The sequence below is a fragment of the Actinophytocola sp. genome (assembly GCF_035634895.1).
GTDB lineage: Bacteria > Actinomycetota > Actinomycetes > Mycobacteriales > Pseudonocardiaceae > Actinophytocola.
In genome coordinates this window covers 1-21,284 of the sequence record NZ_DASQCC010000204.1, presented here as the reverse complement: position 1 = coordinate 21,284, position 21,284 = coordinate 1, and the positions used below count along the sequence as shown (strand labels likewise).

General features: G+C 72.2%; 14 protein-coding genes. 9 read left to right on the top strand and 5 right to left on the bottom strand.

What is annotated here, in order from left to right:
* Positions 1-25 precede the first annotated feature (25 nt).
* The 5 genes from VET29_RS30830 to VET29_RS30810 all read left to right on the top strand — a co-directional run bounded on the left by VET29_RS30830 (position 26) and on the right by VET29_RS30810 (position 9,215).
* Positions 26-781 (top strand): IclR family transcriptional regulator, encoded by a 756-nt coding sequence (locus VET29_RS30830; RefSeq protein ID WP_324926997.1) that lies wholly within the window; start codon positions 26-28, stop codon positions 779-781.
* 149 nt (positions 782-930) lie between these two features.
* Entirely contained in the window at positions 931-1,395 is a 465-nt protein-coding gene (locus tag VET29_RS30825; protein ID WP_324926995.1) for a cupin domain-containing protein, read from the top strand.
* A gap of 2 nt (positions 1,396-1,397) precedes the next feature.
* On the top strand, positions 1,398-2,912 hold the full coding sequence (locus VET29_RS30820; RefSeq protein WP_324926993.1) for an NAD(P)/FAD-dependent oxidoreductase: 1,515 nt from the start codon (positions 1,398-1,400) through the stop codon (positions 2,910-2,912).
* 67 nt (positions 2,913-2,979) lie between these two features.
* Positions 2,980-5,892 (top strand): M36 family metallopeptidase, encoded by a 2,913-nt coding sequence (locus VET29_RS30815; protein ID WP_324926990.1) that lies wholly within the window; start codon positions 2,980-2,982, stop codon positions 5,890-5,892.
* Between the two features lie 83 nt (positions 5,893-5,975).
* Entirely contained in the window at positions 5,976-9,215 is a 3,240-nt protein-coding gene (locus tag VET29_RS30810; protein WP_324926987.1) for a S8 family peptidase, read from the top strand.
* A 40-nt stretch (positions 9,216-9,255) separates the two neighbouring features.
* On the opposite strand, the gene VET29_RS30805 is transcribed toward VET29_RS30810, so the two are convergent.
* Both VET29_RS30805 and VET29_RS30800 read right to left on the bottom strand, forming a co-directional pair.
* Positions 9,256-10,068: a hypothetical protein gene (locus tag VET29_RS30805; protein ID WP_324926984.1), complete on the bottom strand. Its 813-nt coding sequence runs from the start codon at positions 10,066-10,068 to the stop codon at positions 9,256-9,258.
* Positions 10,069-10,173: 105 nt separating this feature from the next.
* The gene (locus VET29_RS30800) at positions 10,174-11,469 is read right to left on the bottom strand and encodes a cytochrome P450 (protein WP_324926982.1); all 1,296 of its coding nucleotides are present in this window, start codon (positions 11,467-11,469) and stop codon (positions 10,174-10,176) included.
* Between the two features lie 141 nt (positions 11,470-11,610).
* Here VET29_RS30800 and VET29_RS30795 point away from each other — a divergent pair, with 141 nt between their 5' ends.
* Both VET29_RS30795 and VET29_RS30790 read left to right on the top strand, forming a co-directional pair.
* Complete coding sequence (locus VET29_RS30795; protein ID WP_324926979.1) at positions 11,611-17,067, top strand: carboxyl transferase domain-containing protein; 5,457 nt, start codon at positions 11,611-11,613, stop codon at positions 17,065-17,067.
* Positions 17,068-17,152: 85 nt separating this feature from the next.
* A complete protein-coding gene (locus VET29_RS30790) occupies positions 17,153-18,232 on the top strand; it encodes an FAD-dependent oxidoreductase (RefSeq protein WP_324926976.1) in 1,080 nt (359 codons plus the stop codon).
* Positions 18,233-18,318: 86 nt separating this feature from the next.
* On the opposite strand, the gene VET29_RS30785 is transcribed toward VET29_RS30790, so the two are convergent.
* A complete protein-coding gene (locus tag VET29_RS30785) occupies positions 18,319-18,774 on the bottom strand; it encodes a MerR family transcriptional regulator (RefSeq protein WP_324926973.1) in 456 nt (151 codons plus the stop codon).
* A gap of 25 nt (positions 18,775-18,799) precedes the next feature.
* Here VET29_RS30785 and VET29_RS30780 point away from each other — a divergent pair, with 25 nt between their 5' ends.
* Positions 18,800-20,236 (top strand): MFS transporter, encoded by a 1,437-nt coding sequence (locus tag VET29_RS30780; protein WP_324926970.1) that lies wholly within the window; start codon positions 18,800-18,802, stop codon positions 20,234-20,236.
* On the opposite strand, the gene VET29_RS30775 is transcribed toward VET29_RS30780, so the two are convergent.
* Positions 20,233-20,544 (bottom strand): nuclear transport factor 2 family protein, encoded by a 312-nt coding sequence (locus VET29_RS30775; protein WP_324926966.1) that lies wholly within the window; start codon positions 20,542-20,544, stop codon positions 20,233-20,235. The two genes, VET29_RS30780 and VET29_RS30775, sit on opposite strands and share 4 nt — an antisense overlap.
* Here VET29_RS30775 and VET29_RS30770 point away from each other — a divergent pair.
* Entirely contained in the window at positions 20,515-20,706 is a 192-nt protein-coding gene (locus VET29_RS30770) for a hypothetical protein (RefSeq protein WP_324926962.1), read from the top strand. The genes VET29_RS30775 and VET29_RS30770 overlap by 30 nt on opposite strands.
* 23 nt (positions 20,707-20,729) lie before the next feature.
* Here the strand turns inward: VET29_RS30770 and VET29_RS30765 are convergent.
* Positions 20,730-21,284 (bottom strand): type VII secretion protein EccE (locus VET29_RS30765; protein WP_324926959.1); only part of this gene is annotated, 555 nt, incomplete at its 5' end.

Sequence of the window (21,284 nt, the reverse complement as noted above, 5' to 3'; positions counted from 1 at the left end):
GCCGGCATGACTCCGGGAGCCAACGATGAGTCCCGCTGAGCGGGACGGTGGGATGGGCGGCCTCGACCGCGCCGCGGCGATACTGTCGGCGTTCGACCCCGGCCACCGGGAGCTGACGCTGGCCAGCCTGGTCACGCGGAGCGGGTTGCCGCGGTCGACCACGCACCGGACGGCGGAGAAGATGATCCGGTTGGGGTGGCTGGACAAGCCCAAGGACCGCTACCGGATCGGCAACCGCCTGTTCGAGCTGTCCGGCCTGGCGCCGATCCGGCTCGAGCTGCGGGAGGCAGTGCTGCCGTTCCTGCAGGACCTCTACCACGCGGCGAAGACGACCGTGCAGCTCGGCGTGCTGGAGGGCACGCAGATCCTGGTGGTGGAGAAGATCACCGGGCACCGGCCGATGCCGATGCTGTCCCAGGTGGGCGGGACGGTGCCGGCGTACTGCTCGGCACTGGGGCGGGCGATCCTGGCCTACTCGCCGCCGGAGGTCGTGGACCAGGTGCTGGTGGCGGACATGCCGCGGCGGACACCACGAACGCTCACCAGCGCGGTCGCCGTGCGGCGTGAGCTGGCCGCGGTGCCCGACCGGGGGTGGGCGCTGGAGCGCGAGGAGGGCAACATCGGCGTGAGCTGCGTGGCCGGGCCGATCTTCGGGCCGCTCGGCGACGTGGCCGCGGCGCTGTCGGTCACCGGTCCGACGGGGATGGTGAAGGCGGACCGCATCGGCCCGGCGGTCCGGTTGGCGGCTGCCGCCGCGTCGCGTGCGTACTCGACGCGCTGACCGCCGCCACCCGCACCATCGGCCGGAACGTCACCAACGCCGAGAGCCGGGGAGACGGACCAGTCCCGGTGAGCGGGACCGGAGTTTGCGGTTCCGTCCGGCCGCGCTCAATCTGTGCTCGCCCCCCGAAGGCGAACGGAGAGACGACGATGACTCTTGGCGGCGGATACCTGCTCCCCTCGCGCGAAGGCCACAAGATCGCCGCGATCGGGCTCGGCATCACCATGAAGACCGACGGGAAGTCCACCCACGACGCCTACTCGATGTTCGAGTACGCCGTCCCGCCGGAGACCGACGGGCCTCCCCCGCACGTGCACACCCGCGAGGACGAGTCCTTCATCTGCCTCGCCGGCCGGCTGGACGTCCACCTCGGCGGCGAGGACTTCACCATCGAGTTCGGCGACTACCTGTTCCTGCCGCGTAATGTCATCCACGCCTTCCGCAACCCGTACAAGGAGGAGTCGCGCGTCATCTCGGTCGTCTCGCCGGCCGGGCTGGAGCAGTACTACCAGGCGCTCGCCGACCTGCCGCCCGGGCCGAAGGACATCAACGTCATGAAGGGCGTGATGGCCGACTTCGGGATCGAGCTGCGGCTCCCGCCCGAGGTGAGGTAGCCGTGCACGTCGCGATCATCGGCGCCGGGGTCGCCGGACTCGTCACCGCCAAGGTGCTCCTGCAGGCCGGTCACGACGTCATGGTGTACGACAAGGCGCCCGACGTCGGCGGTGTCTGGAGCCGCACGCGCCGCTACCCGGGTCTCACCACCCAGAGCCCGAAGGCGCAGTACTCGCTGTCGGACTTCCCGATGCCCAAGGACTTCCCGGAGTGGCCGACCGGCGTGCAGGTGCAGGAGTACCTCGCCGCCTACGCCGCGGAGTTCGGTGTCGACCGGGTGCTGCGGCTCGGCACGGAGGTCACGAGCGTGCAGCCCAGCGACGGTTACTGGGTGGTCGAGGCGGGCGGCACGACCGAGCTGTTCGACCGGGTCGTCGTCGCCAACGGCGTGTTCTGTGAGCCCGCGGTCCCGGCCTTCCCCGGACTCGACGAGTTCACCGCGGCCGGCGGGAAGCTGTGTGCCGGCACGGAGTTCCACGACGCGGAGGGGGCGAGGGACAAGCACGTGCTCGTCGTCGGCTACGGCAAGTCGGCCTGCGACGTCACGGTGCCGATCAGCGAGGTCGCGGCCAGCACCGACGTGATCGCCCGGCAGATGCTGTGGAAGGTGCCACGCAGGGTCGGCGGGTTCCTGAACTTCAAGATGCTGCTGCTGACCAGGATGGGCGAGGCGCTGTTCCGCTACCTGCGGCCGCGCGGGTTCGAGCGGTTCCTGCACGGCCCCGGCAACCGCCTGCGCCGCAACATGCTCAACTCCATCGGGTCGGTGTCGGTGCGCCAGTTCGGCCTGCGTGAGCTGGCACTGGTCCCACCCGGCCACATGGAGGACATCGTCCGTGGCGCGATCGGCCTTGCCACGGAAGGGTTCTTCGAGGGTGTCACCGCCGGCGCCATCACCGTGCACCGCGACCGCACGATCACCCGGCTGCTCGCGGACGGCCGGCCCCACGCGGAGCTGTCCGACGGCACCCGCCTGCCGGCCGACCTGGTCGTGTGCGCGACCGGCTTCACCCAGGGCGTGCCGTTCCTGCCGGCCGAGATCCAGGCACGGGTGCTCGACGAGCGCGGGAACTTCCTGCTGTACCGCCAGATCCGGCCGGTCGGCGTGCCCGGCCTGTACTTCAACGGCTACAACTCGTCGTTCTTCAGCCCCCTCAACGCCGAGATGGCCGCGGTGTGGATCGCCGCCGACCTCGCCGGCGAGCTCCCGCTCCCGGACGACGCCGACATGCGCCAGGCCGTGGTGGCGCAGCTGGCGTTCATGGACGAGGCCACCGACACCCACCACTGCCGCGGCACGAAGATCATCCCGTTCTCGATGCACAACGTGGACGAGGTGCTCGGCGACCTGGACGTCAACATCAGCGCGGCGGTCCGTGCCGGTCACTGGATCAACCCGGTGAACCCCAGGTCCTACCGCAAGATCACCCCGAGGGTGCTGCGGCGGCTCGCGCAACGTCCGGTTCCGTCGCCGTACGAGACCGGGAAGACGGCAACGACGGCCAACGAACGGTGACTATCTTTCGGCGTCCGGCGAGGGAAGGCTGGGTCAGTCCTTTCCCTGCTAAGAGAGGCGCCGACAGATGCGGAGACACCATCTCCGAAGAGCCTTCGCGCTCGTCACCACGACGATCCTGACCTGCTCGCTCGCGATGGGCACCGCGGCGGGCACCCCCGCGGCACCCGATCCCGCCGCCGCGCACGAAGACGTAGCCCCCGACCGCGACGTCGACAACCGTGGCGCGACCGCGCAGCCCTCCGACCGCCAGCGCACGCTCGCCGGGCGGTCCAGCACGACCGTCCGGTGGAACCGGTACGGCGCGCCCGCCACCCTCCTGCCGCGTGCCGACGCCCAGCGGCGCGGCGCGACCGCCGATCCCGTCGCCATCGCACGGAACTTCCTGGCGGACAACAGCGAGACGTTCGGCGTCTCGTCGGCCGGTGTCGACGCCATGGAGGTGCTGGTCAGCCGGCCGATGGGCCAGGGCGCCTTCGTCCTGCTGCGCCAACGGTTCGGTGACCTGCCCTCGATCGTGGACGGGCTTGCCGCGTTCGGCATCCGCGACGGCGCGGTGATCTACCTCAGCTCGACCGTCAGCCCCGAGCGGTCCTCCCCCGAGCCGGCGGCCATCTCCCCCGAGGCCGCGCTCGATGCCGCCGCCGCGGACGCCGGCGTGCCCACCGGCGCGCTGTCGACCACCCGCGTGCGCCTCGGCGCGGTCCCGATGCCGGGTGCCGCCCCACGCAGCGCGTACCAGGTCGTCCTCATGGGCGGGGCGGAGGTCGGCTACGCCACCTACGTCGACGCGCGGACCGGTGCCGTGCTGCTCCGCGAGGACCTGGTCGACCACGACACGGACAACCCAGAATGGGACGTCTTCCCGGCCAACCCGCCGGCCGACTACTCCTCGCGCGACCGGCGGGAGCGGTGGTGCCTCACGCCGGAACGCGGGTGTGCCCGCACGGTCAGCACCGCGGACGGCGGCGTCGCGTGGGACATCGACCCGGCGACGGGTGCGCCGAGCCTCACCTCGGCCGGCAACGCCGAGAAGGCGACCGAGAAGTGGGACAGCCTCGCCAGCAACACGGTCGGCACCAGGACCGCGGCGCCCAGCCCGACCCGCGACTACACCTACGCGTGGACGAACCAGTGGCACGAGAGCAAGTGCGACCCGGCGGTGTTCGCGACCGCGCGGCAGAACGACATCGACGCGGCGCTCACCAACCTGTTCGCCATGCACAACCGCATGCACGACTGGTCCTACCACCTCGGCTTCACCGAGGAGACGTGGAACATGCAGGTGTCCAACGGCACCAACGGCGGGCTCGGCGGCGACGCGGAACGCGGCAACGCGCAGGCGGGCGGCCGGGCCGGTGGCGCGCCGCCGGACTTCGCGTCCCGCAACAACGCCAACCAGGCGACCCCGCCCGACGGCCTGCCGCCGACCACGAACATGTACCTGTGGCAGCCGACCCCCGGCGGTTTCTACCCGCCGTGCGTCGACGGCGACTACGACATGTCGGTGATCGGCCACGAGTACTCGCACGCCATCAGCGGCCGGATGATCGCCGGCCCGAACCAGGGCTGGTCGGGCCAGCAGGCCGGCGCGATGAACGAGTCGACGTCGGACCTGTTCGCCACCGAGTACCTGTACGAGTACGGGTACCGGCCGCGCGGCGACACCCCGTTCGTCACGGGCGGGTACGTCACCGGCGACCTGAAGGCGGGCATCCGCGACTACGACATGAGTGACAGCCCGCTGAACTACAGCGACGTCGCCTTCGACATCGTCGGCCAGGAGGTCCACGCGGACGGCGAGGTCTGGAACGCGATCAGCTTCGACGTCCGCAAGGCCATGGTCGACCGGTACGGCCTCGGCACGCCGGCACTGCAGCGGGCCTGCGCCGACGGCAAGGTCGCGGTCGAGAAGTGCCCCGGCAACCGGCGCTGGGTCCAGCAGGCGTTCGACGCGCTGCTGCTCACCGCCTCCGGCGCGGTCAGCTTCGTGGACATGCGGGACGCCACGATCGCGGCCAACGAGGTCCGGTTCGGCGGCGCGGACGTGTCGCTGCTGCAGGACGTCTACGCCCAGAACGGCCTCGGCCGGGACGCGGCGAGCGCCGGGCCGAACGACCAGGACCCGACGCCGAGCTTCGCGTCAGCGTCGGGCCGGAACGCGACGCTGCGGTTCGCACCGATCGGCTCCGACGCGCCGGCACGGCTCTACGTCGGCGACTACGAGGCACGGGCGATGCCGGTGGCCGACACCGACCCGAACACCCCGCTGCCCGACACGATCGACATCGCGCCGGGCAGGTACTCGTTCGTGGTCGTGGCCAACGGGTTCGGCAGTAGCCGGGTCCAGGAGACGATCCGGCCACACGAGCGCGCCGCGGTACGGCCGCTGCTGCAACGCAACCTGGCCTCCGCGGGCCAGGGCGCGACCGCGACCGGCGACGGCGTGAACCAGGGCAAGCTGATCGACGACACCGAGGCGACGGACTGGGCGTCGGTGGGCTCGCCGGTGGCCGGCAAGAGCGTCACGGTCGACCTCACGGGAACGCACCCGCAGCTCGTCACGCGGGTCCAGGTGAGTGCGTACCTGCGGCCCGCGATCACCGGGGACGCCGACACCGGCACGCAGAACCGGTTCACGGCGCTGCGGCAGTTCGAGATCCTGTCGTGCAACGCCGCGTCCGGGGCCGACTGCGGTAACCCGGCGAACTACCGGCGGGTGCTGAACAGCAGGCCGAACGCGTTTCCGGCGGACCTGCCGCGACCGACGGCACCCGACCTGTCGATCCGGTCGTTCCGGATCGCGCCGACCGTGGCCACCCACCTGATGATCCGGGTGGTCACGAACCAGTGCACCGGCGGGCCGCTGTACGCCGGTGACCAGGACAACGACCCGCGGTCGACGAGCGACTGCACGACAGGCAACCCGACGGTCGCGCAGACCGTGCGGATCGCCGAGCTGCAGGCGTTCACGTTCTGATCTGGGAATATCGCCGCCGCCCCGGGCTATTGACGGGGCGGCGGCGATTCGTTTTGTTGGAAGACAAGCGAACGGGAGGCGCCATGCCGGTCGGGGCGAAGCTGTCCATGGTCCTGCTCACGGTGGCGGTCTCGGTGGCCTGGACACCGTCGCGGGCCGTGCCCTCGCCGGCCGCGGCGAGCCGGTTCGTCGGGTCGGTCACGCTCGTCACCGGGGACCACGTGACGGTGCGGCAGGTGGGCGCGCAGCTCGTGCCGCAGGTGCAGCCGGCGGCGGGCCGTGCGCACGTGCACTTCGCGACCACCCAGGCCGGCGACTCGCTGCTGGTGGTGCCGGACGACGCGTGGGCGCCGCTGCGTGCCGGGCGGCTCGACCAGCGGTTGTTCGACGTGGCCGCGTTGCTGCGGGACGGCTACGGCGACGCCGGCCGCACGGACATCCCGCTGATCGTCCAGGGTGGCCGGCGGACCGGGCTGGCACTGACTGCCCTGGACGCGGTGGCGGTGAGCCAGCCCAAGCAGAGCGCGGCGGAGTTCTGGCGGTCCCGCACCGGACGTGTCTGGCTCGACGGGACGCGCCGGCCGACGCTGGACGTGAGCGTGCCGCAGATCGGCGCGCCGGCCGCGTGGCAGGCGGGCCTCACCGGCGCCGGCGTCCCGGTCGCGGTCCTGGACACCGGGATCGACGACACGCATCCCGACCTGCGCGACCGCGTGGTGGCCAGGAGGAACTTCACCGCCGATCCGTCCAGCCGCGACACCGACGGGCACGGCACGCACGTGGCCTCGACCATCGCTGGCACCGGCCGCGCGTCGCACGGCCGGTACAAGGGCGTCGCGCCGGGCGCGGATCTGTTGGTGGGCAAGGTGTGCGCGGGGTCGGGCTGCCCGGAGTCGGCGATCCTGGCCGGGATGGAGTGGGCCGCGGCGGCCGGGGCGAAGGTGGTCAACCTCAGCCTGGGCGGCCAGGACACCGCCGACGACGACCCGCTCGAGCTGGCGATCGAACGGCTGACCGCCCGCTACGGCACGCTGTTCGTGGTCGCGGCCGGCAACGACGGCGGCTACGGCGCGGAGACGGTGTCCTCCCCGGCCAGCGCGGACGCCGCACTCGCCGTGGGCGCGGTGGACGACCACGACGCGCTCGCCGGCTTCTCCGCCCGCGGGCCGCGGGTCCACGACGCGGCGCTGAAGCCCGAGATCGTGGCGCCGGGCGTGGACATCACCGCGGCCCGGTCGCGGTTCTCCTCGCTCGGCGAGAAGCGCGACCGGTACGTGTCACTGAGCGGCACCTCGATGGCGACCCCGCACGTGACCGGGTCCGCGGCCATCCTGGCGCAGCGGCATCCGGACTGGACCGGCCAGCAGCTCAAGGCCGGGCTCGTCGGTTCGGCCAAGCGGCTCGAGGACGCCGGCGTCTTCGAGCAGGGCGCGGGCCGGGTGGACGTGGCGCGGGCGGTCGGCCAGAGCGTGTACGCCTCCCCCGCGACCGTCTCGATGGGACGGATGAGCTGGCCACACGAGGACGACGAGAAGGTGACCGAGACCGTCACCTACCACAACCCTGGTGCGCGGCCCCGGCAGCTGCGGCTCGACCTTCCCGACGACGCGCCGGACGGCATGTTCCAGCTGTCCCAACAGGACCTGACCGTTCCGGCGCACGGTGACGCCGGCGTGGCGATCACCGTGAACACGGCGGTGCCCGCGGCGGAGGGGACGTTCGGCACGCACATCGTGGCCACCGACGGCGAGGTGCGAGTGAACACGCCGGTCGCGGTGGACCGGGAACCGGAGAGCTACGACCTGACCCTGCGCACACTCGACGCCACCGGTGCGCCGACCGACAACGTGTTCGCGTTCGTGTTCGGTCTCGACCGGGCGCGGTTCCGTCCGGTGCCCGGGGTCGGCGGCGCCGGGACGCTGCGGGTGCGGGCCGGTCGCTACCACGTGGACGGCGCGATCAACACGCCGCGCGGCGACCTGGCGGACACGGCCAAGGTGGTCCACCCGACGGTCGACGTGCGCGCGGACACCACCGTGGTGCTCGACGCCCGCTCGGCGCGGCCGGTGTCGATCTCCTTCGACCGCACCCGGGTGGCGCCGCAGGCGGTGGCCGTGGCGTACAGCCGGGTGACGCCGGAGAGCCAGATCACCACCGGCGTGCTCGGGGACACGTTCGACCGGATCGGCATGGGGCAGGTCGGGGCGCCGGTGCCCGACGAGGAGATGATCACGAGCCTCGGGGGCGTCTGGGCCGTGCCGGACTCACGCGGCGACGTGACGCGGAGCGCCGTGTCGTACAACCTGGCCTGGTTCGCCTACGGCACGGTGCCGACCGGGTTCACCCGCCACATCGTGGACCGCGACCTGGCGGAGGTGCGAGTGACCTACCGGACGCAGGCGGACCGCAAGCGTGGCACCAAGATCTGGGTCGCGAGGGAGCCACGCGCCGGGGTGAGCAACGGCTTCGGGTTCGGGTTCCGGCTGCCGTTGGACCGCACCGAGTTCCACAACGTGGACGGTCTGCTGTGGTCGGGTGAGCTGCAGCAGTGGGCGTACGTGGACAAGCAGGTGCACACCGAGACGGTCGTGACCGGCGGCGTCGTCGAGCACGAGCCCGGCAGGTCCTATGTGGAGGACTGGAACTCCGCGGTGTTCGGCCCGGGGTTCACCGCGGACGGCGATTTCGCGAGCCGGTTCGGCGACCTGCTGGCGCTGAACCTCCCGCTGTACGCGGACGCCGGCCTGGACCGGTTCGGCGAGTCCGAAGTGGACTCCGGTAGCACGGTGCTGTACCGGGACGGTGTCAAGGTCGGCGAGACCGCCGAGCCCGGTCTCGGCCAGTTCGACGTGCCGCCGGAGCCGGCGAACTACCGGCTGGAGGTGCGGTCCCGCCGCTCCGGCGTCTCGGACCTGTCCACCTCGGTGTCGTGCGTGTGGACGTTCACGTCGGCGCATGCCGAGGACCCGGGCCGGAAGGGGAAGGGTGGCGAGGGCCTGCCACTGATGGCCGTCCGTTTCGCGCCACCGGGTCTGTCGTCGCACAACGCGGTGACCGCGCGCACCGTCCGCGTCCCGGTGATCGTGCAGCGGCCGTACAACGCGCCCGAGGCCACCGTCACCGCATTGTCCGTCGAGGCGTCGTTCGACGACGGCCGCACCTGGCGCCAGGTCCCGGTAGGCCAGGACGGCTCGGTGGAGATCACCCAGCCACGCGGGGCGAGGTACGTTTCGCTCCGCGCCCACGCGACCGACTCGTCGGGCAACACCGTGACCCAGACCGTGATCCGCGCCTACGGCCTGTCCGGCGCGGGAAACGCGTAGCACTGTAGGAACGCGTAGCACTGTAGGGATGACGACCGGGCTAGGTCGCCCTGATCCCGTGTGCCGCCAGGAGGCGGTCCCGCTTGGCCTTCACCAGCCTCGTGCGCCGGCTGTCCAGCTCCCGCAGGCGTTTCTCGATCTTGCCGCTGATCGCGCGGACCTTGCGGTCGACCTCGCCGAGTGTCCTGAGCGCGGTGTCGAGCTCGTCCTTGCGCTGCTGGTAGCGGAACTCGCCGCTCAGGAAGCTTGTGTTCAGCTTCCTGACGAGCGCGCCGCTCACCGAGCCGTAGGTCCCGGCGACGCCGTTGACCTTGACGACCTTTTCGTGCACCACCCCGACCTGGGCCGTGATCTCATTTGTCTTCTTCTCCGCGGCGGCCAGCTCCCTGCCCTTGGGGCTGATGGGCATCGAGGATGACATGCTCGTGATGTTCCCGCGTGTCGCCGAGATCGTCCTGAGCGCGTCGTCGCAGGTGTCCCGTTTCCGCCTGAGTCCCCGCTGTTCGCTCAGGAGCGCCTGGAACTCGGGGTCGTTCTGGCCCAGGTCGTCGGTGATGATGTCGTCCAACTCGGCCAGCATCGTCCGGTGCCGGTGTGGGATGTCCGCGATCTGTTGCCTGCGGAGCTTGATCTCGTCGCGTAACGGCTTCATCCGGTTGTAGACCTCGCGGTCCCCGTTCGCCCACACCAACAACCACAGGTAGCGGTCCTTGAGCCGGGAGCCGGACCTGATCTTCTCGAGCCTGGCCTCGGCGTCCCGCCTGGCGGCGTCGGCCTCCTCGTCGCTCCGTTCCAGGGCCTTCAGCCCGTCCAGCAGCTGCCTGACACGATCCTCGTACCACGACTGTGGCATCGGGCGCCTCCGGGCTGACGACGACTCACCCACTGTAGGTGGGCCCCGGAAAGTGTTGCCACACAACGATCTGAATGACCGGTTATTGTCCAGTCGATCAGCCGGTCAGTCGATCAGCCTCGCCGGGAGGTGCTCGTAGCCGCGGAGGATCCGTGTCGTGCGGTGGGTCGCGCCCGGGGTCAGGCGGAGTCCGGGGAAGCGCTCGAACAGCACCCGCAGCCCGACCTCGCCTTCCATGCGGGCCAGGGCCGCCCCGAGGCAGTAGTGCCGGCCCGCCGAGAACGAGATGTGGTCGCGTGCGTTCGCTCGCCGAACGTCGAACCGTTCCGGGTCCTCGAACACCGCAGGGTCGTGGTTCGCCCCCGCCAGGATCGTCGTCACCACCGCGCCCTCCGGCACCGCCACCCCGGCCACCGTCGTGTCGCGGGCGCACGTCCGTCCCGTCAGCAGCACCGGCGGGTCCACCCGCAGGATCTCGTCCACCGCGTTCGGCCACAGCTCCGGGTCCTCGCGGAGCGTCGCCAGCGCACCCGGGGTGTCGTGCAGCAGGGCGATGCCGTTGCCCAGCAGGTTCACCGTCGTCTCGAAACCGGCCGCCAGGACCAGGCCCGCGGTCGCCCGCAGCTCCATGTCGTTCAGGCCCACGCCGTCCTCACGGGCCGCCACCAGCTGGCTCAACAGGTTGTCGCCGGGGTGGGCCCGCAGGTGGTCGAGGTGCTCCGCGAGCCATCTGTCGAACGCCGCCAGCGCGGCGTCCACCCGCCGGAACTGTCGCCACGGCAACCCCATGTCCAGACTCGGCGCCGCCGCGGTCCCCAGCGTCAGCACCTGCCGCCGCTGTGCCGCCGGCACCCCCAGGACCTCCGCGATCACCGTCACGGGCAGCAGTCCGCAGTACGTCTCGGCCAGGTCGACCTCGTCGTTCGGGTCGAGGGCGTCGAGCAGCTCGTTCGCGATCTCCGTGGTCCGCGCACGCAGGTTCTCGACCGCGCGGACCGTGAACACCCGCGTGACCAGCCGGCGGTACCGCGTGTGGTCCGGCGGCTCGGTCACCAGGAGCGACGGGGGCGTCATCGGGTGCAGGAACTCCGCGGCCGACCACTCCGCCAGCCGGCCCCACATCCCGGCGGCCGGCGTGATGCCACTTCGAAAGTCGTTGCTGCCCAGCACCTCGCGCACCACGGCGTGGCTCGCCGTCAGGTACGAGAACGTCCCGCGCGACAGCGATCCATGCGCGCGGACCTCGTCGAACAACCCCGTCAGCGCCCGGGTCGGCCGGGTCGCGCTCTCGACGAACAGGCGTGCCTGCAGATCACCGCGCCGCGCGGCGACCCGCAGCGCCGCTCTCGGCAGGCCGTGCGTCACGCCCCAGCGGACCGCCGGCTTGGCCAGACCCGTCATCGTGCGGCACCTCCCGGACTGGTACTCCCGCGTACCAACACACTACCGGGTCACGCCTCCAGCGATGTTCAATCCTGACGTTCGCGTCGGCCAATACACTCACCCCCGTCACTATTCGCCTACACGCAGGGACTCGGTCGGGTGTTCAGTCGTATCGCCATCGTCAACCGTGGTGAGGCCGCAATGCGGCTCATCCACGCCGTCCGGGAGCTCACCGCGGAGACCGGGTCACGGATCGAGACCGTAGCTCTGCACACCGACGTCGACCGCACCGCGACGTTCGTGCGCGAGGCGGACATCGCCTATGACCTCGGGCCGGCCTCGGCGCGCCCATACCTCGACCTCAAGGCGCTGGAACGCGCGCTGGTGGACACCGGCGCCGACGCCGCCTGGGTCGGCTGGGGCTTCGTCGCCGAGGACCCGGCCTTCGCGGAGCTCTGTGAGAAGGTCGGCGTCACCTTCGTCGGCCCCAGCGCGGACGCCATGCGCAAGCTCGGCGACAAGATCGGCGCGAAGCTGATCGCCGAGGAGGTCGGCGTGCCGGTCGCGCCGTGGAGCCGCGGCGCCGTCGAGACGCTCGAGGCCGCCAAGGAGGCCGCGGCGCGGATCGGCTATCCACTCATGCTGAAGGCCACCGCCGGCGGCGGTGGGCGCGGCATCCGGGTGATCAGGAGCGCCGAGGAGCTGGACGACGCCTACGAGCGCACCAGCCAGGAGGCCGCGCGTGCGTTCGGCAGCGGCATCGTGTTCCTCGAGCGCCTGGTCACCGGCGCCCGTCACGTCGAGGTCCAGGTGATCGCCGACGGACAGGGCACCGCGTGGGCGCTCGGGGTGCGCGACTGCTCGGTGCAGCGGCGCAACCAGAAGATCATCGAGGAGTCGGCCTCGCCGGTGCTCTCCCCCGAGCAGGCCGCCGAGCTGAAGTCCTCGGCCGAGCGGCTGGCCGTCGCGGTCGGGTACCGCGGCGCGGCCACGGTCGAGTTCCTCTACCACCCCGGCGACCGGATCTTCGCCTTCCTCGAGGTCAACACCCGCCTGCAGGTGGAGCATCCGATCACCGAGTCCACCACCGGCTTCGACCTGGTCAAGGCCCAGCTGCACGTCGCCGCCGGCGGCCGACTCACCGGCGACGCGCCCGCCGAGTCCGGCCATGCCGTCGAGGCCCGGCTCAACGCCGAGGACCCCGACCGCGACTTCGCGCCGTCCCCCGGCCACATCTCGCGGCTGGACCTGCCCGCCGGCCCCGGCATCCGGGTGGACACCGGGGTCAGCGAGGGCGACACGATCCCCGCCGACTTCGACTCCATGATCGCCAAGATCATCGCCTACGGCCGCGACCGCGACGAGGCGCTGGGCCGGCTGCGCCGCGCCATGGCCGACACCACGGTGATCATCGACGGCGGCGCCACCAACAAGAGCTTCGTGCTCGACCTGCTCGACCAGCCCGAGGTGATCGACGCCAGCGCCGACACCGGCTGGATCGACCGCGTCCGCGCCGAGGGCAGGCTCGTCTCCCACCGCCACTCCGCGGTCGCGCTCGCGGCCGCGGCCATCGAGGCCTACGAGGAGGAGGAACGCGCCGAGCGGCAGCGGCTGCTGTCCACGGCCTTCGGCGGTCGCCCCCAGGTGCGCCACGAGAGCGGCCGTCCGCTGGACCTCAAGCTGCGGGGCATCGGCTACCGCGTGCGGGTCGCACGGGTCGGCGCACACCGGTTCCGCGTCGGCATCGAGGCGGGTGAGGACGCCCGCACCGCCGACGTCGAGCTGGACCGGTTCGACCAGCACACCGGCCAGATCACCGTGAACGGCGCCCGGTACCAGCTGCTCACCGCCACGCACGGCCCGATCCACCTGGTCGAGGTGGATGGCGTCACCCACCGGGTCAGCCGCGACGAGGGCGGCGTCGTCCGCTCCCCCGCGCCCGCGCTGGTCGTCGCCACCCCGCTGGCCGTCGGCGACGAGGTCGAGGCCGGCGCGCCGGTGCTGGTCATCGAGAGCATGAAGATGGAGACGGTGCTGCGTGCGCCGTTCAAGGCACGGCTGAAGGAAAGCGCCGTGTCCGTCGGCAGCCAGGTCGAGACCGGCGCCCCGCTGCTGCGGCTGGAGCCGCTCGCCGACGAGGAGGCCGAGGACACCTCGGCCGGCGACACCGTCGAGCTGGACCTGCCCGCCGCGCCCGCCACGGTCCCGGCGCGGGCGCGGGCCACCCGCGGTCAGGAGGACCTGCGCAGTCTCCTGCTCGGGTTCGACGTCGACCCGCACGACGAGCGCCGCGTCCTCGACGACTACCTGGTCGCGCGCCGGGCGGCCACCGAGGACGGCTACCGCCCGCTGGCCGAGGAGCTGGAGCTCGTCGAGGTGTTCGCCGACCTCGCGGAGCTGAGCCGCAACCTGCCCGCCGGTGAGGAGACCGGCGGGGACCGGCACGTGCACAGTGCCCGCGAGTACTTCCACACCTACCTGCAGAGCCTCGACGTCGAGCGGGCCGGGCTGCCCGCCACGTTCCAGGCCAAGCTCGCCACGGCGCTGGGGCACTACGGCGTCAAGGACCTGGAGCGCACGCCGGAGCTGGAAGCCGCGGTGTTCCGCATCTTCCTCGCCCTGCAGCGCGGGGCCGCCGACGCCGCCGTGGTCACGGCGCTGACGCGGGCCTGGCTGGAGGAGGTGCCGCCGGACGAGACGCTGCGCGAGCCCGCCGGTCTCGCGATGGAGCGCCTGGTCGCCGCCACCCAGGTCCGGTTCCCGGTGATCGCCGACCTCGCCCGTGGCGTCGTGTTCGCCTGGTTCGGCCAGCCCCTGCTGCGCCGCAACCGCGCCCGCGTGTACGCCAACATCCGCAACCACCTGCGGCACCTCGACGCGCACCCGGACGCGCCGGACCGCGCGGAGCGGATCGCCGAGATGGTGCGCAGCACCGAGCCGCTGGTGCGGCTGCTCGGCCAGCGGCTCGCCCGCGCCGACCTGGACAACTCGGTCATGCTGGAGGTGCTGACCAGGCGGTACTACGGCAACAAGGGCCTCACCGGCGTCCGCACCATGACGGCCGCGGGCTGTGAGTTCGTCGTCGCCGAGCGCGCCGGGGCGTGGCTCGTCTCCGCCGCGGTGAGCTTCGACGCGCTGGGCAACGCGCTGCGCGGCCTCGCTGAGCTGGTGAACGGCGACCACGGTGTCGACGCCGACATCTACCTCGCCTGGGACGACCAGCCGGAGGACTCCGACGCGATGGCCGCGGCCCTGTACGAGGTGGTCGGCGCCCATCCGCTGCCGATCCGGGTCCGCAGGCTCACCGCCACCATCGCCGGCCGTGGCGGCGCGGTGATGCACCACCACGTCACGTTCCGCCCGTCGACCACCGGGATGACCGAGGAACGGCTGATCCGCGGCCTGCACCCGTACATCGCGCAGCGGATGCAGCTGGAGCGGCTGCGCAAGTTCGACCTCACCCGGTTGCCGGCCGCGGACGAGGAGGTCTACCTGTTCCAGTGCGCGGCGCGGGAGAACCCGTCCGACGAGCGGCTCGTCGCGTTCGCCCAGGTGCGGGACCTGACCGAGCTGCGTGAGCAGGACGGCCGCCTGGTCGCGCTGCCCACGGCCGAGGACACGATCGCGGCGTGCCTCGACTCGATCCGCCGTGAGCAGTCGCGGCGGCCGTCGAAGAAACGGCTCAACACCAACCGGATCGTGGTCTACGTGTGGCCGCCGGCCGACATCACCCGCGCGGAGCTGGAGACGATCGCCGAGCGCGTCCTGCCGACGACGGCGGGCGCCGGGCTGGAGGAGATCGAGTTCATCGCACGGCAGCGGCACCCGGAGAGCGGGACGCTGACCAAGATCGCCGTGCGCATCACGTTCGACGCCACCGGCGGCAGCGAGCTGACCGTCGGCGCGCCGACGGACGCGCCGGTCGAGCCGCTCGACGGCTACCGGCAGAAGGTGCTTCGCGCGGCGGCCCGCAACACGGTGTACCCGTACGAGCTGACCGGGCTGCTCGGCCGGTTCGTCGAGCACGACCTCGTCGACGGCGCGCTGGTGCCGGTGGACCGGCCCAAGGGACGGAACTCCGCGGCCATGGTCGCGGGCGTGGTCACGACCCCGACCGAGCGGCACCCGGAGGGGGTCACCCGGGTGGTGCTGCTCGGTGACCCGACCAAGTCGCTCGGCGCGCTGTCGGAACCGGAGTGCAGCCGCGTGATCGCCGCGCTCGACCTGGCGGAGCGGATGGCCGTGCCGCTGGAGTGGTACTCGCTGTCCTCCGGCGCCCGGATCTCGATGAGCTCGGGCACGGAGAACATGGACTGGGTGGCCGCGGCGCTCAAGCGCATCGTCGAGTTCACCCAGGACGGCGGCGAGATCAACATCGTGGTCGCGGGCGTCAACGTCGGCGCGCAGCCGTACTGGAACGCCGAGGCCACGATGCTCATGCACACCAAGGGTGTCCTGGTGATGACGCCGGACTCGGCGATGGTGCTGACCGGCAAGCAGGCCCTGGACTTCTCCGGCGGCGTGTCGGCGGAGGACAACTTCGGCATCGGCGGCTACGACCGGGTGATGGGGCCGAACGGGCAGGCGCAGTACTGGGCGCCGAACCTCGCCGCCGCGCGTGACGTGCTGATGGCGCACTACGACCACACCTACGTCGTGCCGGGCGAGTCGGCACCACGCCGGGCTGCCACCACGGACCCGATCGACCGGGACATCTCCGACTTCCCGCACACCGTGGCGGACAGCGACTTCACCACGGTCGGCGAGATCTTCTCGGCGACGGCGAATCCGGACCGCAAGAAGGCGTTCGACATCCGCACCGTGATGCGGGCGCTGGCCGACCAGGACCATCCGGTCCTGGAACGCTGGGCCGGCATGGCCGACGCGGAGACCGCGGTCGTGCAGGACGTCCACCTCGGTGGGCTGCCGGTGTGCCTGCTGGGTATCGAGTCGCGTTCGGTGCAGCGGCGCGGGTTCCCGCCCACGGACGGGCCGGACAGCTACACCGCCGGCACGCTGTTCCCGCGGTCGTCCAAGAAGGCGGCCCGCGCGATCAACGCGGCGTCGGGCAACCGGCCGCTGGTGGTGCTCGCGAACCTGTCCGGGTTCGACGGCTCCCCGGAGTCGATGCGCAAGCTGCAGCTGGAGTACGGCGCGGAGATCGGCCGTGCGATCGTGAACTTCCGCGGGCCCATCGTGTTCTGCGTGATCTCGCGGTACCACGGCGGCGCGTTCGTGGTGTTCTCGAAGCGGTTGAACCCGGAGATGACCGTGCTGGCACTGGAGGGCTCGTTCGCCTCCGTGCTCGGCGGCGCGCCGGCCGCGGCGGTCGTGTTCACCGGCGACGTCAACGCCCGCACGGCGGCCGACCAGCGGGTGCACGACCTGGAGGCCCGGGTCGCGGCCGCGACCGGCACCGACCGCGCGTCGCTGGCGGCGGAGCTGGACGAGCTGCGGTCGTCGGTCCGGACCGAGAAGCTGGGTGAGGTGGCCGCGGAGTTCGACCGGGTGCACAACATCCAGCGCGCGGTCGAGGTCGGCTCCGTCGACGCCGTGATCCGCGCCGCGGAGCTTCGGCCACGAATCATCGAGGCCATCGAGTCCCGTCTACGCTAGCCGTTGGGCAGACTGAAGGATCCTTTCGAGGCGTTGGAACGCCCCCGGAAGGATCCTTCAGTGCGTTTCGGCGGGAGGCGCGGAGTTGCGGGCGATCGTCATCGGGGCCGGCGTCATCGGGGTGGCCGTGGCCGCCGGTCTGGCCAGGCGGGGCGCGCGGGTCACGGTTCTCGACGCGGGACGGCCCGGGGCAGGCACCAGCGGCACCACGTTCGCCTGGGTCAACGCCGCCAACAAGGAGCCGGAGTCCTACTTCGCGCTCAACGTCGCCGGCATGCGGGCCCACCGGGACCTCGCCGGCGACCACGCGCCCTGGTACTTCCCCACCGGCAACCTCGAACGGGCGACCACCGACGAACACCGCGCGGCTCTCGCGGCGAAGCTGGACCGGCTGGGTGCCAGCGGCTACCCGGCCCGCCGGCTGACCGCCGCGCAGGCTCGCGAGCTGGAGCCCGACCTCGCCCACACGGACGGCGCCGACCACGCCTTCTTCCCCGGCGAGGCGTACGTCCTGCCGGTCCCACTGCTCGCGCGCCTCCTCGCGGAGGCACGGGACCGCGGCGCGACCGTCCGCACCCGCACCGAGGTGACCGAGGTGGACGGTGGCAAGGTCAGAACCGCGGCCGGCACCCGGTACGACGCCGACGTGGTGGTGAGCTGCGCCGGCCGCTGGACCACCCGGGTCGCCGCCATGGCCGGTGCGGACGTGCCCATGATCGACCCGGATCTCGCCGGCTCCCCCGCCGTCGCCTTCCTCGCCACGACCGCGCCGGTGCCGGTCCGGCTGTCCCGCGTGCTCCACACGTCACGGCTGCACGTCCGCCCGGACGGCGGCGGCCGGCTGATGCTGCACGCACTCGACCTCGACGGGCTCGCCGACCCCGCCGCGCCGGCCCCCGGTGTCGCGGCCGAGTTCGTCCGCAGGCTGCCCGAGGTGCTCGCGGGCGCCGACGACGTGCCGGTCGAGGCGGTCCGGATCGGGCAGCGTGCGATACCGGGTGACGGACGCACGGTCGCCGGGTTCACCGACCCGGGGTTCTACGTCGTGGCGACCCACAGCGGCATCACCCTCGCCCCACTGCTCGGCGAGCTCGTGGCTGGCGAGGTGTTCGGCACGCCGTCCGCCATGCTGACCGACTTCAGGCCCGACCGGTTCACGCCGTGAGGTTCGGCGGCGGCGCGCAGGCCGTGCCGGCGCCGGTCAGGGGTGGATCGGCCCGGCACTCCGAGGTCGCGGGCCGACGTCAGGCCCTAGACGGGCCGTTCGACCGGCGCCCACAGGCGGTCGGCGTCGCCGGCGGCCAGGCTGCCCCGGTAGACGTCGATCTTGTGGTCGATCGCCTTGAGGTTCTCCTGGATCTCGGCGAGCCTCGCCACGACCTCGGCGCGGTGTGCCTCCAGGAGGTCGAGGCGCTCCTGTTCGTTGCCCGGCCCGGCGGCGACCAGCTCGGCGTACCTGCGGATGCCTCTGATGGGCATGCCGGTCGCACGCAGCTTCGTGCAGACGACGATCCATTTGAGGTCGAGCTCCCGGTACCGGCGGCGGCCGGCGCTCGTGCGGTCGACGGGCGTGACGACGAGACCGGTGCGTTCGTAGTAGCGGAGCGTGTGCGCGCTCACCCCGGTACGGCGGGCCGCCTCGGCGATGGTCACGCCGGCCGCGGGAACGGGACCCGCCTCGGCCGGCTTCGGTTTGACTTCGAGCACGCTCTAAATCCTACGGTCGGTTGACGTGGAACCCTCAACGCTCCTGACCCCCGGCCCCGACGCGACCCGGCGCGCCCGGCTGCTGGTCCTTACGATCTGCTGCGCCAGCATCATCGTCGTGGTGATGGACATCTCCATCGTCAACGTCGCGCTGCCCGACGTCCGGCGCGACCTGGGCGCCTCCCCGTCCGGCCTGCAGTGGACGATTGACGGCTACACGCTGGTCCTGGCCGCCTTCCTGGTGCTCGCGGGCTCCATGGCCGACCGGTTCGGCAGGCGGCGCGTCTTCCTGATCGGGCTCACGATCTTCGGCCTCGGGTCGCTCTGCTGCGGGCTCGCCCCGGGCATCGGCTGGTTGGTCGCGGCACGTGTCGCCCAGGCGGTCGGCGGCACGATGCTCAACCCCGTCGCCATGGCGATCGTGGTCAACACGTTCACCGATCCCGCCGAGCGGGCCCGGGCGATCGGTGTGTTCGGCTCGATGAGCGGCCTGGCGCTCGCGCTCGGGCCGGTCCTCGGCGGCGTGCTGGTTGACACGCTCGGCTGGCGATCGGTGTTCTTCGTCAACGTGCCGATCGTCATCGCCGCGATCGTGGCCGCGCTGCGCTTCGTGCCCGAGTCCCGCGCCGCACGCGCCCGCCGCTTCGACCCGGTCGGCCAGCTCCTGGTGGCGCTCCTGCTCAGCTGTGTCGTCTACGTGGTCATCGAGGCCCGGGTGTTGAGCTGGAGCCTGATCCTCACCCTGGTCGCCGCGGCCGTCCTGAGCCTCGTCGGCATCGTGCGCTACGAGTCCCGGCGCCGTGAGCCGCTGCTGGAGCTGCGCCTGTTCCGCAGCGTCCCGCTGGCCTCGGCGATCGTGATGGCCCTCTTCGCGCTGTGCGGGTTCCAGGCGTTCCTGTTCGTCACGACCCTGTATCTGCAGGACGTGCGCGGCCTGTCGCCCATGGCCGCGGGCCTGTGCCTCCTCCCGATCGGGGGCCTGGTGCTCCTGCTCTCGATCGTCTCCGGCCGCCTGGTCGCGGCACACGGTCCGCGGCGCCCGCTCCTGGTCGCCGGCGGCGCGCTCGCCGTTGGCGGCGCGGTGTTGCTGTGGCTCACGCCCGACACCGCACTGCCGCTGGTCATGGGGATGTACCTGCTCGTCGGCGTCTTCCTCGGCATGGTCAACCCGCCGATCACCAACACCGCCGTGTCCGGCATGCCACGGTCGATGGCGGGCCTGGCCGGGGCGCTCGCGTCGTCCGGCCGACAGACCGGCACCACGCTCGGCGTCGCGATCGCCGGCGCCATCGTCGGACCGGCGCTGGGGCGGGGTGGGGTCGCGTTCACCACCACCGCGCACAGCGTGTGGTGGATGCTCCTCGGCCTCGGTCTTGGTCTCGTGCTCCTGACGCTCGTCAGCACCGGGGCGTGGGCCGAACGGACCGCCCAGCGCGCCGCGGCCCTCTTCCCCGGGGTCTAGTCGTCCACCGCGCGTGCCCTGACGGCGTCGACAAGGGCGTCCAGCCTGCCGCGGACCCTGGCGGCGGTGACGTGGTCGAAGTAGTCCCGGGAGCTGACGATCTCGCCGTCACGCACGCGGAGCACGAAGATGCCGGGCAGCGCGAAGGACTTGCCGGTGTCGACGACCGTGCCCCGGTACTCGAACTCGGCGACGATGACCTCGGGGCCGGCCGTCTCGTGGATGACGATGCCGGCCGCCCTGCGGTCCAGCTCGGGGCCGGCGCCGGTCGGCCCGAAGTGCGCGCGAAGCTCGTCGCGGGTGCGCAACAGGCGGGCGCCGTACGCGACGACGCTGAACTGCCCGAGGTCTACGCACTGCTGGTCGCCACCTCGCGCGCCGCCACCCAGACACACCTCGACGAGGAGGTGCGCACCCGGATGCTCGCCATCGTCTTCGACGGCCTGCGCCCCCTGTCGACGCCCGGCTGACAGCTCCCGATGCCGGGACGACGTCAGGCGAGCGGGAGGGTGGCCAAGGTGCTCCGGGCCTGACGGCCGGTGGCCGGGAGAAGGCGGACGCCCAGCTTCGCGGCGACACGTTCGGGGGTGAGCCAGAACTGCTGGCTCGACACCCCGAGGCGGACCGTGGCCGTGACGTGGGCCGGGCCGTTCGGGAACGGGCGGGTGATCGAGTAGGCGGTGCAGGTGAACGTCGCCGCGGCGACGGACCGGCCCAGCAGCGAGACGGCGTCGGCCGGGTCGCGTGGGGTGAAGCAGGCCTGGCGGACGGGGCCTGCGGACCAGTGGCGCCACGTCTCCACGGCACGGGGCGCGCCGGCGTCCGGGCTCACGCCCAGCGCGCCGTGGAGGTCCTGCCACAGCTCGGACGCGTCCAGCACCGTGCCGGCGAGGTCGCCGGCGAGGCGTTGCGCCGCGCTCGCGACCGCCTTGCGGCAGCCGGGTTCGCCGCCGCCCCTGGCGAGTGCCGCCCATGGCGCCGCGGCGGCGCGGTACCGCAGGGCCAGCCAGTGCATGCGGACCGGGTACGGGCTGGCCGGGATCGCGAG